A 12,631-nucleotide genomic window follows, 5' to 3' on the forward strand; every position below is an offset into this window, starting at 1 on the left:
TAAAATCCCAAAAGAACCTTCTCCTCTTGGAGAGAAAGTTCTGATGAGCATTATTTATTTCACGTGGCTCGCTAATTCTTTTTGAGCTTTTTCATTTGATTCAGCTTTTTCTTTGAGCCATTTTTCACGAGCTTTTTGGTATTCTTCTTTTGTAAGAGGTTTTTCACCAACTTCAGTGTACTTCAAGTAACCTGAGGTTTCTCCTTTAAGACCCGCAACTGAGTATGAAGAAGTAAATGGAATAACTTTAGATACAAATGATACAGCAGTTTCTTTCGGACCTGCCATTACAGGAATTGTCAAACCGTTGTCTGTTAACCAAGCTTGTACAAGGGCATATTTTTCATAACGTTTTTGAACGTCTTGATTTTCTTTGTTTGCTTCATCAAGTAATTTTTCATAGTCAGACAAACCAAGTTTTTGGATAACTGATGCATCAGTATCTTTATCGATACCCATAATCAAACGAGTATTACCACCTTTAATCGTGAACTGGTCTAAGAAAGTTGATGGATCTTGGTAATCAGGATTCCATCCAGTCAAGGTATGAATATCCCAGTCTTGTTCTTTAGCTGTTGGAGCACTAAATGAAAGTGGTAATGCTTCTGCTTGAGTCATTTGTTGAAGATCGATGACAACATTGTCAGCTCCAAGTACGTTTTCAATAGACTGTTTAAGTGATTGAACACGGTTTACAACTGCTGTAGACTCTTGGATTGTTAGAGCATCCAAGTGAATTGGGAATTCTACCCCTTCTGCTTTCAAGCTTTCTTTTGCTTTAGCAAAGGCAGCTTTAGCTTTTTCTTCGTTGTAAAGACCATTTTGCGAATCAGCAAGCGATACGTTTGACCATGTGCTTGAGTTTGTCTTCGCAAGACTTTCTTCTACAAGTTTACCAAACTGTTTGTCTCCAACTTGAAGATCATATGGTGAGAATGTATTACGGATTGCAACTGCAGCACCATCTGTACCATTTGTCTGAGCTGAGTAAGAATTACGGTCTACCGCAAAGTTAAGGGCTTGACGGAATTCTTTGTTTAGCAAAGCTTTTCTTGTAGATTCTTTTTGGCTATCTGTTGTTTTTGAGGTATGGTTATAAGTTGTACGACCATAGTTCACACTTACAGTAGCGATAGCTGATCCTGGTTCGTTAAAGAAGATATTATCTTTGAACTCGGAAGCATATTTTTCATATGTTGAGCTAGTAGGATAGATACGAGCTTTACTGTATTGTCCTTCTGAGAATCCTTTAGCAACGATATCTTGGTCTTTCCCATCCCAGTAAGTAAATTTGATGTTTTGAATTTTAACAGCATCTTTATCCCAATAAGCGTCGTTCTTAGCCATTTCAATTGATGATTTAGCTGTGATTGATTTCAAAACAAATGGTCCATTGTACAAAATAGAAGATGGATCTGTAGGTGCACCAAAGCTTTCCCCTTTTGATTTAAGGAAATCTTCGTTAATTGGCATCATCACGCCGTTTGTTGTTTTGTCATTCCAGAAAGTTTCTGGTTGGTTCAATGTATATTCAAGAGTGTTGTCGTCAACTGCTTTTACACCAACCGTTGAAAAGTCGTTTGTTTCACCGTTAATGTAAGCGTTGAGTCCTTTAATTGAAGAACTAATAACTGACAAACCTTTTGATTTGCCTTCTACCGCGTGTTTCAAACCTGTCACAAAGTCTTGGGCTTTAACTGGAGCATATTCTTCTCCTTCAGCAGTAACCCACTTAGCATCCTTGCGGATCTTATAAGTGTAAGTCAAACCATCTTGTGAAACTGTCCATGATTCAGCAATCGATGGCACAAGGTTTCCATATTTATCATTAGCAAGCAAACCATCTACCGCATTTGTAGTGACAAAAGAAGTAGAGTCAACGTTGTTAACAACATAATCCAATGTTTCAGGATCAACTGAATAAACGTATTTATAATCTGATGCTAATTTTGTGTTGCTTGAACCTGCATTTGAATTTGAACATGCAGCAAGTACTCCGACAGCAAGCAAGGATACTCCCGCTACTGCAAGAATCCGACTTTTTTTCATATTTATAAACTCCTCGTTTTAAATTGTGGATATTGAAGATTATACCACAGTTTTTTTAAAAAGTAAACGAATTTTCAGAATATTTTGTCGCATGTTTTTTTAAACATTTGAATCTTATGTTTTCAGAAAAGAAAACTATTGACGAGAAACAATTTTCAAGGTATAATAATAAAAGTTAAGGCGGTATAGCCAAGTGGTAAGGCACGGCTCTGCAAAAGCTTGATCGTCGGTTCAAATCCGTCTACCGCCTTTTTTATACTATTTTATAGGAATTTATCCGAAAAGAAAGCCCGATTTTAAGGTTTTTTTTTATTTTTTTTAGGATAAAAAAGGATAACTTTAAAAAACTTTTGGGGCGAGTTTGGGGCGAGTTTGGGGCAAGGGTATTTTTTAGAGCTTGGATTTTAAATCCAAGCTTTCAGGGTAAACAAAAAAGACCGCTCAAAAAAGCTTTATCAGTTTTCTCTGATAAAGCTTTTGTTTTATTCAGTTTCTTCTTCTGATTCAAGTTCTTGAATTTGAACCTTAAGCTTGGTAACACGACCATTTTTTACCTTGTCATTTGTCAAGGTGATATGCTTGTTGCCACTATCTAACTCATAACTGAGTTTTTCTGATGTTGGAATAGTTCCCACACCTGTCAAATAATAACCAGCAATGGTATCTACATTGTCACTTTCAAGCTCGACATCAAAATAATCATTGAAATCGTTCAAATTCATTGTCCCTTGGACAATATGAGTGTCCTCGCCGATAGTATGAACATAGACTTCAGCACGGTCAGTTTCATCATCAATCTCACCAACAATCTCTTCAAGGAGATCCTCAAGTGTTACCAAACCAGCCATTCCTCCGTATTCATCAAGAAGAATAGCCATCTGTCTTTGTGAATTTCTTAGTTCTTTTAACAAATCGTCCACAAAAATGGTTTCAGGCACAAAGAGTGGATCTTGTAAGATTCGCTTCCAGACGATATTATCGAACCCACTGACAAAGGCTTCTTTAAGGAGACTCTTTGTATGAATCAAACCAATGACATTGTCCTTATCGCCGTCATAAACAGGAATTCGAGAAAAGTTTTGTTTTAAGATACTTTCGATAATGGTCTGAGTGTCATCTTGGATATCTACCATGAAAGCATCTGTTCGAGGAACCATGACTTCACGCGCCATAAGCTCATCTAGTGAGAAAATCCCCTGCAACATCTCGATTTCATCAGCATCCAAAGTTTCTTCGCTTTTAGTCAGCATGTACTCAATCTCATCACGAGTCATTTTTTCGTCTGCATCGTCAAATGTCATCGGCGTCAAACGGCTCAAAAGATTGGTTGATGCAGATAGCAACCAAACAAAGGGACTCACAATCTTACCGAGAGCAATAATAAATGGTACAGTTCGGATTGCCAAGGCATCCTTAAGATTTAGAGCAATGCGTTTAGGATAAAGTTCACCAAAAACGATAGAGATATAGGTCAAGAAAGCAAGTGACAGGAAGCTTGCGATTGCGTGCGCAGTTTCGCTATTTCCCATCCATGAGGCTATCAATTGTCCTAGAGAGTCTGCTAGTTTAGCCCCTGACAAGATTGTAATTAAAGTAATACCAACTTGAATGGTTGATAAAAAGTGATTGGGGTTTTCAAGTACCTTTAGCAAACGGATATAGCGTTTATCCCCCTCTTCAGCCTTTTGTTCAACACGTGAGCGACTAAGAGAAACCATAGCCATCTCTGTAGCAGAGAAAAAAGCATTTAAAAAGGTCAAAACAACTAATAATACAAATTGCAGTAACAAATCCTGACTGCTCGGGTCTTCCATTTTCCTTCTCCTAAAAAGTATAATTGTGACTATTATACCATATTTTTCAACTTCTACACATTAAATTGTGATTTCTATAGTAAATCCCCTACCGAAACAATAAGGGACCGACTATCTATTAGTTCTTTGTAACAGTTACTTTTCCTGTTCGGTAATCTAACTGAATTCCCTTTTGAACGTTAGGAACTACGACGTTAAACTCCAATTCACCATCAGATGATTTGGCTTCAATCTGAGATGCAGAAGGAACCAAATCTTCTTCTGTAGCGTAGAGCAATGTGACACGGTAACGCACGCGCTTATTTTGATCCAAAGCCTTTCGAACTAAACTTTCATAGTAGTTTTGTCCAGTCGAATCTTCTGCGCGTGCTTGGTTGGCCCAGGCTGTTTGTACAGCGATATTTTTGGGATTGCTAGTAGATGCATCAAAGCCATCTAAGCCACCAATCAAGGCATAGCCTAATAAATGTCCTCTATCTACAGCGTGATTATAAGTCCCTTTTAAGTTTTTGACCTGATGCCATCCTGCCGGGGTCCAAGAAGTTGAACCATTACCGGTTTCTTCACGATCTTTGTACTGTCTTGTTGCTTTTGACATGAGGGCGTTAGCCACAGTTGGAACCGTCTCCCCACCTACAGTTTTTGTCTTGTTATCAGCATAGGGTTTACTTGAAACCTTTGCATCTAAGTTCGTTTTGTTCCCATTTACGATAAAAGCACCTGATCCATTCCACTCAAGAGTACCCTTTATTTGTATTTTTACCGAATCAGTCAGTACACTCTCGGCCAGTTCTTGACTTGGAGTATCAAGCGACTGGGATTTTTGTTTTACTCGTGTTTGTGGTGCAGTGTTGGAAGACTGCATTTGTTTAATATAGTAGCTTCCTGCTGACAAGAGCAAAAAGAGCAAGAGGCCAATTAGGGCCTGACTTGTTTTTTTGTTCATACTTTCTCCTTCATTTCACTTCCTAGAAAAAGGCTGGTCACCCAGCCTATTTCCCTGTAAATTTCGCAATTAACTCATGCCACTTTTCTGGAGCTAAAATCGCCCATGGATCTTGGCCCTTGCCTAAGATACCGTAGCCAATCATCAAGCCAATTCCAAGTGCTAAGACACCTAAAAGTAAAACAATGATGACTAAAAGAAATCGACGCAACACATAAGATACTTCTTTATTCATCTTCATCTTCATCAGCTTCCACACTTACCCGTTCAATATTAGCTCCTAACTGAGCTAATTTTTCATGAAAACGATAATAACCTCTATCCAAATGGACAAGTTTCCCAACAACAGTCTCCCCTTCAGCTATTAAACCTGTCAGAATCAAGGCTGCACTGGCACGAAGGTCCGTAGACAGCACTTCTGCCCCTTGGAGAGGTTGCCCGCCAACGATACGAGCTGTATCACGGATAATCTCAGAATGCAAGCCCATGCGACGCATTTCCTCTAGATGTTGGAAACGATTCTCAAAGACTGTCTCAACCATAGTTGATTCTCCTTGAGCAACCGTCATAAGAGCAGTAAACTGCGCCTGCATGTCCGTAGGAAACCCTGGATGTGGTAAGGTCTTGACATAAACTGCTTTTAGTTTGTCTCGTTGAGAACGGATGCGGATTCCTTCATCCTCATCGATGACTTCAACACCCATTTCTTGTAATTTCGCCAACAAGGGACGGTTGTGTTCCCAGATAGCATCTTGAATCAGGACATCTCCACCTGTCATTGCAGCAGCAACCATGAACGTCCCTGCTTCGATGCGGTCTTGAACAACGTTATGGGTTGCACCATGCAAGTTTTCAACACCAGTGATAGTAATGCTCTCTGTTCCCGCACCTTTGACTTTAGCACCCATTTTATTTAAAAGAACAGCCAAGTCTACAATTTCAGGTTCACGCGCAGCATTTTCGATAACAGTTACGCCATCAGCTAGCGTTGCAGCCATCATCAAGTTTTGGGTTGCCCCAACACTAGGAAAGTCCATATAGATATGGGCCCCATGCAAGCGTTCTGCCTTAGCTTCGATATAGCCAGCTGTTTGGGTAATCTTAGCCCCCATTGCTTCCAAACCTTTAAGGTGAAGGTCAATCGGACGACTACCGATCGTACAACCACCTGGCATCGAAACTTTAGCGTGACCAACCCTAGCCAGAATCGGACCCAAGACTACAATAGAAGCACGCATCTTGCTGACATACTTATAGGGAGCTTCTTCTGTGATATCATCTGTCGCATCCACTTCAACAACGTGTGCATCTTGATCAAAATTAACTTTCGCATTTAATCCACGAACTACTTGGTTCATGGTAAAGACATCCGATAGGATAGGAACATTTTTTAAAACTGTTTTTCCTTCGCTTGCTAAAATTGTCGCCGCAAGCAGTGGCAAAACTGCATTTTTCGCGCCCTCAATTGTAACACTTCCGACAAGGCGATTATCGCCACCTCGAACTACAATTTTTTCCATAAATATTTTCCTTTACTTTCGAATTTAGAATAATGTCCGTACAGCTTCTTGCCATAATTGGTAGAGATTTAGGAAAAAAGAACTGATTAGATATCCTAAACCGATACTATACAATACTACCAAAAGTCGTACCTTCATCGCATTGTCCTTGGTCACCTTCAAAATTTGATCCCATTTGACTAAATCTTTCAAAAGTTGAAAAACTAGGTAGATAAAAAACATATGACTACTTAGGGTAAAAAACAATTGAATCATCTGCCTATTATACCATCTTCTTTTTTTCTACGCTAGTCTATGGACTTGCACTATATTCTATGGGTTGTTTTTCAAGTAATCAATTGCATCCTGAAGTGTTTTTACAGGAACAATCTTCATGTCTGTTTTAATCATTTCAGCAGCTTCTACAGCCGTGTCATAATTACTTTTAGCATTAGGATTGGCCTTTTTAGCTTCTTCAGTTACTGGATTGTTAGGAGCAAAGAATACAGTAGCTCCTTTTTTTGCAGCAGCAACAACTTTTTTGTCAATTCCACCAATATCACCAACATTTCCATCTCTGTCGATACTTCCTGTACCAGCAATGATACGTCCATTTCGAAGACTTGGATCTGCAATTTGCGTATAGATGGATAAACTAAACATCATTCCAGCACTCGGACCACCAATGCCAGCAGTTGAAAACTTGATTGGCACATCACTTGACACTTCTGTGCGGTCAATCAAACCGATTCCAATACCGTTTTTCCCATTTTCCAGAGTAATGATTTTTCCTTCAGCGGTTTTGACTTTCCCATCTTCTTGATAAGTAACTTTAACCTTGTCGCCTAGAGTTTGAGAATTGACGTAGTCGACCATCTCCTTAGAACTCTCAAAAGTCTTATCATTGACAGCTGTTACAGTGTCAGCGATATTGAGAATACCCTTGAAGGTTGAGTTATCTGTTACGGTCAAAACATAGACTCCCAGGTATTTGAGTTCTATCTCCTTGCCCGCCGCCTTCAGACCTTGATATTTGGCCATGTTCTGCGAAGTTTCCATGTAAAACTGGTTGATTCGCATAAATTCTGCATCTGAAGAACCACCTGTCATTTCTTTTGCACTACGAATATCTGTAAAAGGTGTTAGCCAAGCATAAACCAAGTCCACCATTCTGGCGTGTTTAACTCCTACCGTCACAAATTGGTAAGAGCCTTCTTCTTGGTCAGATTGGTTATTAACTTGTAAAACCTTTCGAATATCTTCTGAAGTCCCTGGCACCTCAATGTAATAAGGAAGTGGTACCGTAAAAGCTATAAAAGTGATCATGAGCCCGATGATTAAATATATGGGCCATCTAGTTTTTTTCTTCATTCTTTAACTCCTCCAAGACTACATTTGGTACATACTTGCTAATATCTTGTTCAAACTTCAATAGTTCTCTCACAGCTGAAGAGCTGATGTAAACATGCTCTGGGCGACTATGGAGATAGACTGTCTCAATCTCTCCTGCTAATTGATGGTTGTAAAAATCAAAACTGGCTTCATACTGAAGATCAGTAGCGTTACGCAAACCACGAACAAGAACATGGACACCCAGTTTTCTAGCAACATCAACGACTAATTCATCATGAGAGGCAATGACTTGGACATTTTTTAGGTGTCCCACCGCTTTTTCAACCGACTCTAGCCGACTTTCTATCGGTAAAAATCCATTTTTGTGTGGATTATAAAAAATCCCTACATACAATTTATCAAAGAGCTTACTTGCACGCTCAATGAGATCCATATGCCCATTTGTCATTGGATCAAACGAACCTGTGAATAGCCCGATTTTATCTGACATAAACCGTCACCTTACTAATCCCATATATTTTTTCCTTCCAGATGCCTAAACAGGCGATTTCTTCTGGAAGCTCTACTGATTTATCGGTCTCGCAGACCACCATGACATCTTCTGAGAAAAGATTTCTCTCCGCCATTTTTTCAATGTCGGATACGATTTGCTCCTTTGCATAGGGAGGGTCCAAAAAGATGAGATCAAAGACACCATCCACTTGCTCCAATGCGCGACTGGATTCCATTTTCAATAATTGAAATTTAGAGGTCTCCTTGGTCATCTGAATGTTTTCTGCCACAATATTCTGTGCTCGGCGATCCTTCTCAACTAGGACAGCGCTGGACATCCCTCTTGAAACTGCTTCAATGGATAAGCCCCCACTACCAGCATAGAGATCTAGTACACGTCCTCCTTCAAAGTAAGGGCCAATCATATTGAAAATAGCTCCGCGGACCTTGTCCGATGTCGGCCTCGTTGTTTTCCCGTCCAAGGTTTTTAAAGGACGTCCTCCGTAGATTCCTGATACGATTTTCATAAGGTATATTATACCAAATTCTGATGAAATAAGAAAATCGAACCTCTCGGTTCGATTGATTAAAGAATATTCTCGTAAGTATCTCTGACTTCTTGTGGCCAAACACTGGTTTGAACTTCACCGATGTGCTTCTTACGAAGTAAAAACATGGCCATACGAGACTGCCCAATTCCTCCACCGATTGTCAATGGGAAGAGTCCGTTTAGAAGAGCTCTATGCCATTCCAAAGAAAGGCGGTCTTCATCTCCTGTGATAGCTACTTGTCGACGAAGAGTGTCTTCATCAACACGAATTCCCATTGAAGATAATTCAAATGCTGCGCCCAAGTTATCATTCCACACAAGGATATCACCATTCAAGCCATGATAGCCATTTTCAGATTCAGTTGTCCAGTCATCATAGTCTGGTGCACGTCCATCATGAGGTTTTCCATCCGACAATACACCGCCAATACCAATCAAGAAGACAGCACCGAATTCCTTACAGATAGCATTTTCACGTTCTTTAGGTGTCAAGTCTGGATAGCGTTCAACCAGCTCTTCTGTATGGATAAAGGTAATTTGCTTAGGCAAGATTGACTCAATATCATAACGGGCTTCAACTGCTAACTCAGTCAAACGAATGGCCTTATAAATTTTTTCAACCGTTTCTTTAAGATAAGCTAGGTTGCGATGGCCGTTTGGAATGACTTTCTCCCAGTCCCATTGGTCTACATAAACCGAGTGAGTCGCATCTAGTGAGTCTTCGTCTGGACGAAGGGCCTTCATGTGAACAAAGAGGCCTTCTCCTTCACCAAAACCAAAACGAGCCAAAGTATGGCGTTTCCACTTAGCAAGTGAATGCACCACTTCATAGGTTTCATTAGGAATCTGCAAAACCTTAACTGAAACTGGATGTTCAATCCCTGAAAGGTTATCCTGCATCCCATCCCCAACCTTACTCAAGATTGGTCCTTGCACCTCTACTACTTCTAACTTATCTTTTAAATATTGGGTAAAGGTATTTTTTACAAAGGAAATCTCTTCTTGCTGATGGATAAAACTTTTCTTCATACGTTCCTCCTTTTGAATAATAAGAAGATTATACCTTTTTGTTATTAAAAATGAAAGTAAAAATTAAAAAAGAGCTCATTTGAGCTCTAAAAGTATTAATCGTCACGTCCAAAGATACGCAAGAAGCTAAGGAAGAGGTTGATAAAGTCAAGGTAGAGGCTAAGTGCCAAAGAAATTGCCCAACCTGTAGCAACCTGACCGTCTGACTCTTCGTAAACATAACGAATTTTTTGATTATCCCAAGCAATCAAACCTGCAAAAACAAGCACCATAACAATACTAATAATGTAGTCCATTAGGCCACTATTTAAGAAGATATTAACAACCATGGCCAGTATCAGACCAAATAAGGCTGCAATCAAAGCACGACCGATTCCACTCAAATCCTTTTTAATGACTACTCCTACGATAGCCATCACAAAGAAGAGGGCTGCACTGGAGATAAAGGCTGTCAAAACTGTCCCAGGAAGATAGAGCGAAACAATGAAGCTTAGTGAAAAACCATTAACCGCTGAGTAGAGCAGAAATATTGGAAAGGTTGCTGGACTATTCTTTACCGCTAAACCACTCGCAAAAATCACTAGAGCTACTTCTACAATTCCTGTTACGATTAGCCATATACGGGCGTTAATCATTAACTGAACAAGAAGATCTTGGAAGGTTGTTAACATCAAGGCTGAAACAATTGCAGATAAGGCAATCCCAATCCCGACAAAAGCATAGACTTTTGCATAAAATTGATTCAGACCAGAACGTTCTTGAATAATTGTTTGATTCATATCTTTTTTCTCCTTATGAAATCTTTTTACTGATTATAACAAAAATAAAACAATTTAACTCAAATAAAACATGAGTATGCCTGCAGCAATGGCAACGTTGAGACTTTCCGCTTGCCCTTTCATGGTAATATGAACCAGTTGATCTGCCTGATTTGTCATGAATGGACTAATGCCTTGACCTTCATTTCCCATAACCAAGACGAAATCTGCTAGCTGAGCAAGCTCACGATAATCTTTAGAGTTTTGGGACAAAGTAGTTGCCAGAATTGGTAAATTGCCCTTTTTAGCCTCTTCAACAAAAGTTTCAATAGGCATCCGATAAATCGGTAAATGAAAATGACTGCCCTGCATGGATCGAAGAGTCTTCAAGCTATAAATATCTGCTGACTTGCTTGAAACAACGACTCCCGAAAAACCTGCCGCATCTGCCGTTCGGATCATTGTGCCAACATTTCCAGGATCCTGCACGTCTTCCAAGAAAAGATATTTCCCTTGGCTCAAATCCGGCAACTGCTCTTCTTCCTTTTGAACAATGGCTACAATGCCCTGAGGAGTTTGTGAATCTGCTAAATCAAGCAAGATTTCTTCGGCCACAAAGACAGTCTGAGGGTAGTCCGTTAATTTTTCACCATACTCTGAAAGGGCAAATATTTTCTCAATCTTTGCACCAGCCTGAACAGCCTCTTCAAACAAATGCCATCCTTCAATTAAATAAGAAGATTTTCGATATTTTTTTTGATGCAATTTCTTGGCATTTTTTACCACAGAATTGGCTTTAGAGGTTATAATAGTCATAGGAGTATTATAACACAATCAAGGAGGTTTGGTATGCAAAAGGTCAAAATGATCGCACAGGGTCGAGTTCAAGGCGTTGGTTTCCGCTGGGGCGTCTACACCCTTGCCCTCGAACTAGGTGGAATCACTGGTCGTGTCTGGAACAATGATGACGGAACCGTTGAAATTCTTGCCCAAGCAGAGTCTTCAGCTATCATGGCTAAGTTCATCCAAGAGATTCGAAAAGGACCTACTCCCTTCTCAAAAGTAACTTATCTAGATGTTCAATTGAGCAACTTCCCATCCTATTCAGATTTCAAAGTAGCAAATTAGGTCTCTAGAACTATTGTATATTTTCAAAAAAAACAGTAGAATAGAAAGGTATCATTTTTAAGAAGGAATTAAAACAGTGAAATCAATTAAACGAATCGCCCTCTCTATCATGGGAGTGGCCATGCTATTAGTCTTAACAGGCTGTGTCCAGGTTGATAAAGCAACTGGACAACCAACAGGATTTATTTGGAATACAATCGGAGCACCTATGGCTGAAGCCATCAAGTACTTTGCTACTGATAAAGGGCTAGGCTTTGGGGTCGCTATTATTATCGTAACCATCATCGTCCGCTTGATTATTTTGCCACTGGGTATCTATCAATCTTGGAAGGCAACGCTTCACTCTGAAAAGATGAACGCCCTCAAGCATGTTCTTGAGCCACATCAAACTCGTCTCAAAGAAGCAACTACTCAAGAAGAAAAACTGGAAGCCCAACAAGCTCTCTTTGCTGCTCAAAAAGAGCACGGTATCAGCATGTTTGGCGGAGTAGGATGTTTCCCTCTCCTCATCCAAATGCCTTTCTTCTCAGCGATCTACTTTGCTGCTCAACATACAGAAGGTGTTGCTGAAGCTAGCTTCTTAGGAATCGCACTTGGTTCTCCAAGTTGGATTCTTATCGCCTGTGCAGGTGTTCTCTACTACGTCCAATCGCTCCTTTCACTACACGGAGTTGAAGATGAGACTCAAAGAGAACAACTCAAGAAGATGATTTACATGAGTCCAATGATGATTGTCATGTTCTCAATCTTTTCACCAGCCAGCGTTACGCTTTACTGGGTTGTCGGTGGTTTCATGATGATCCTTCAACAATTCATCGTCAACTACATCATTCGTCCAAAACTTCGTAAAAAAGTACGTGAAGAATATGCCAAGAACCCACCAAAAGCAAGCAAAACTTCAGGTGCTCGTAAAGATGTAACTCCTGAATCAGCAGCAGTTATCTCAACTTCTACTAAGAAGAAAAATAAAAAACGCAATTCTGGAAAACAACATTCTAGATAAAAAATAAAAG

14 protein-coding genes and 1 tRNA gene are annotated in these 12,631 nt (G+C 39.8%); 3 read left to right on the forward strand and 12 right to left on the reverse strand.

Annotated elements, in window-relative coordinates:
* Positions 1 to 54 precede the first annotated feature (54 nt).
* Positions 55 to 2,049, reverse strand: coding sequence for a peptide ABC transporter substrate-binding protein (locus K1I61_RS05345; protein ID WP_223333780.1), 1,995 nt, complete (start codon positions 2,047 to 2,049; stop codon positions 55 to 57).
* A 179-nt stretch (positions 2,050 to 2,228) separates the two neighbouring features.
* On the opposite strand from K1I61_RS05345, the gene K1I61_RS05350 reads away from it, so the two are divergent.
* Positions 2,229 to 2,299: transfer RNA gene (locus K1I61_RS05350), tRNA-Cys, on the forward strand.
* 232 nt (positions 2,300 to 2,531) lie between these two features.
* Here the strand turns inward: K1I61_RS05350 and K1I61_RS05355 are convergent.
* From K1I61_RS05355 to K1I61_RS05405, 11 genes are all read right to left on the reverse strand, one after another.
* Positions 2,532 to 3,863 (reverse strand): hemolysin family protein, encoded by a 1,332-nt coding sequence (locus tag K1I61_RS05355; protein WP_223333782.1) that lies wholly within the window; start codon positions 3,861 to 3,863, stop codon positions 2,532 to 2,534.
* 118 nt (positions 3,864 to 3,981) lie between these two features.
* Positions 3,982 to 4,809: a DNA/RNA non-specific endonuclease gene (locus K1I61_RS05360; protein WP_223333784.1), complete on the reverse strand. Its 828-nt coding sequence runs from the start codon at positions 4,807 to 4,809 to the stop codon at positions 3,982 to 3,984.
* 46 nt (positions 4,810 to 4,855) lie between these two features.
* Positions 4,856 to 5,050: a DNA-directed RNA polymerase subunit beta gene (locus K1I61_RS05365; protein ID WP_052689733.1), complete on the reverse strand. Its 195-nt coding sequence runs from the start codon at positions 5,048 to 5,050 to the stop codon at positions 4,856 to 4,858.
* A complete protein-coding gene (gene murA, locus K1I61_RS05370; RefSeq protein ID WP_223333786.1) occupies positions 5,037 to 6,329 on the reverse strand; it encodes a UDP-N-acetylglucosamine 1-carboxyvinyltransferase in 1,293 nt (430 codons plus the stop codon). The genes K1I61_RS05365 and murA overlap by 14 nt, the downstream gene beginning before the upstream one ends.
* 24 nt (positions 6,330 to 6,353) lie before the next feature.
* Entirely contained in the window at positions 6,354 to 6,584 is a 231-nt protein-coding gene (locus K1I61_RS05375; RefSeq protein ID WP_223333788.1) for a DUF1146 family protein, read from the reverse strand.
* 57 nt (positions 6,585 to 6,641) lie between these two features.
* Positions 6,642 to 7,679 (reverse strand): SepM family pheromone-processing serine protease, encoded by a 1,038-nt coding sequence (locus K1I61_RS05380; RefSeq protein ID WP_223333790.1) that lies wholly within the window; start codon positions 7,677 to 7,679, stop codon positions 6,642 to 6,644.
* Positions 7,663 to 8,151 carry a pantetheine-phosphate adenylyltransferase gene (gene coaD, locus K1I61_RS05385; RefSeq protein ID WP_223333792.1) on the reverse strand — a complete coding sequence of 163 codons (489 nt, stop codon included), beginning with the start codon at positions 8,149 to 8,151 and terminating at the stop codon, positions 7,663 to 7,665. The genes K1I61_RS05380 and coaD overlap by 17 nt, the downstream gene beginning before the upstream one ends.
* Positions 8,141 to 8,680, reverse strand: a complete 540-nt coding sequence (rsmD, locus tag K1I61_RS05390) for a 16S rRNA (guanine(966)-N(2))-methyltransferase RsmD (RefSeq protein ID WP_049494510.1) — start codon at positions 8,678 to 8,680, stop codon at positions 8,141 to 8,143. Before rsmD ends, coaD begins: the two co-directional genes overlap by 11 nt.
* A 59-nt stretch (positions 8,681 to 8,739) precedes the next feature.
* Complete coding sequence (asnA, locus tag K1I61_RS05395; protein WP_223333794.1) at positions 8,740 to 9,732, reverse strand: aspartate--ammonia ligase; 993 nt, start codon at positions 9,730 to 9,732, stop codon at positions 8,740 to 8,742.
* Between the two features lie 95 nt (positions 9,733 to 9,827).
* A complete protein-coding gene (locus K1I61_RS05400; RefSeq protein ID WP_036752231.1) occupies positions 9,828 to 10,511 on the reverse strand; it encodes a Bax inhibitor-1/YccA family protein in 684 nt (227 codons plus the stop codon).
* 54 nt (positions 10,512 to 10,565) lie between these two features.
* Complete coding sequence (locus tag K1I61_RS05405) at positions 10,566 to 11,306, reverse strand: TrmH family RNA methyltransferase (RefSeq protein WP_036752228.1); 741 nt, start codon at positions 11,304 to 11,306, stop codon at positions 10,566 to 10,568.
* 33 nt (positions 11,307 to 11,339) lie between these two features.
* Here K1I61_RS05405 and K1I61_RS05410 point away from each other — a divergent pair, with 33 nt between their 5' ends.
* Together K1I61_RS05410 and yidC are read left to right on the forward strand one after the other, a co-directional pair.
* Positions 11,340 to 11,618, forward strand: a complete 279-nt coding sequence (locus tag K1I61_RS05410) for an acylphosphatase (protein ID WP_001174501.1) — start codon at positions 11,340 to 11,342, stop codon at positions 11,616 to 11,618.
* A gap of 76 nt (positions 11,619 to 11,694) precedes the next feature.
* The gene (yidC, locus tag K1I61_RS05415; RefSeq protein WP_036752222.1) at positions 11,695 to 12,621 is read left to right on the forward strand and encodes a membrane protein insertase YidC; all 927 of its coding nucleotides are present in this window, start codon (positions 11,695 to 11,697) and stop codon (positions 12,619 to 12,621) included.
* The last annotated feature ends 10 nt before the right edge of the window (positions 12,622 to 12,631 follow it).

Origin of the sequence: Streptococcus infantis (assembly GCF_019929665.1) — a bacterium.
GTDB lineage: Bacteria > Bacillota > Bacilli > Lactobacillales > Streptococcaceae > Streptococcus > Streptococcus infantis_H.

What these genes read in the sequence shown, in the direction of transcription:
- K1I61_RS05345 (WP_223333780.1), bottom strand. Translation starts at nt 2,049, where the DNA reads ATGAAAAAAAGTCGGATTCTTGCAGTAGCGGGAGTATCCTTGCTTGCT.
- K1I61_RS05355 (WP_223333782.1), bottom strand. Translation starts at nt 3,863, where the DNA reads ATGGAAGACCCGAGCAGTCAGGATTTGTTACTGCAATTTGTATTATTA.
- K1I61_RS05360 (WP_223333784.1), bottom strand. Translation starts at nt 4,809, where the DNA reads ATGAACAAAAAAACAAGTCAGGCCCTAATTGGCCTCTTGCTCTTTTTG.
- K1I61_RS05365 (WP_052689733.1), bottom strand. Translation starts at nt 5,050, where the DNA reads ATGAAGATGAATAAAGAAGTATCTTATGTGTTGCGTCGATTTCTTTTA.
- murA (WP_223333786.1), bottom strand. Translation starts at nt 6,329, where the DNA reads ATGGAAAAAATTGTAGTTCGAGGTGGCGATAATCGCCTTGTCGGAAGT.
- K1I61_RS05375 (WP_223333788.1), bottom strand. Translation starts at nt 6,584, where the DNA reads ATGATTCAATTGTTTTTTACCCTAAGTAGTCATATGTTTTTTATCTAC.
- K1I61_RS05380 (WP_223333790.1), bottom strand. Translation starts at nt 7,679, where the DNA reads ATGAAGAAAAAAACTAGATGGCCCATATATTTAATCATCGGGCTCATG.
- coaD (WP_223333792.1), bottom strand. Translation starts at nt 8,151, where the DNA reads ATGTCAGATAAAATCGGGCTATTCACAGGTTCGTTTGATCCAATGACA.
- rsmD (WP_049494510.1), bottom strand. Translation starts at nt 8,680, where the DNA reads ATGAAAATCGTATCAGGAATCTACGGAGGACGTCCTTTAAAAACCTTG.
- asnA (WP_223333794.1), bottom strand. Translation starts at nt 9,732, where the DNA reads ATGAAGAAAAGTTTTATCCATCAGCAAGAAGAGATTTCCTTTGTAAAA.
- K1I61_RS05400 (WP_036752231.1), bottom strand. Translation starts at nt 10,511, where the DNA reads ATGAATCAAACAATTATTCAAGAACGTTCTGGTCTGAATCAATTTTAT.
- K1I61_RS05405 (WP_036752228.1), bottom strand. Translation starts at nt 11,306, where the DNA reads ATGACTATTATAACCTCTAAAGCCAATTCTGTGGTAAAAAATGCCAAG.
- K1I61_RS05410 (WP_001174501.1), top strand. Translation starts at nt 11,340, where the DNA reads ATGCAAAAGGTCAAAATGATCGCACAGGGTCGAGTTCAAGGCGTTGGT.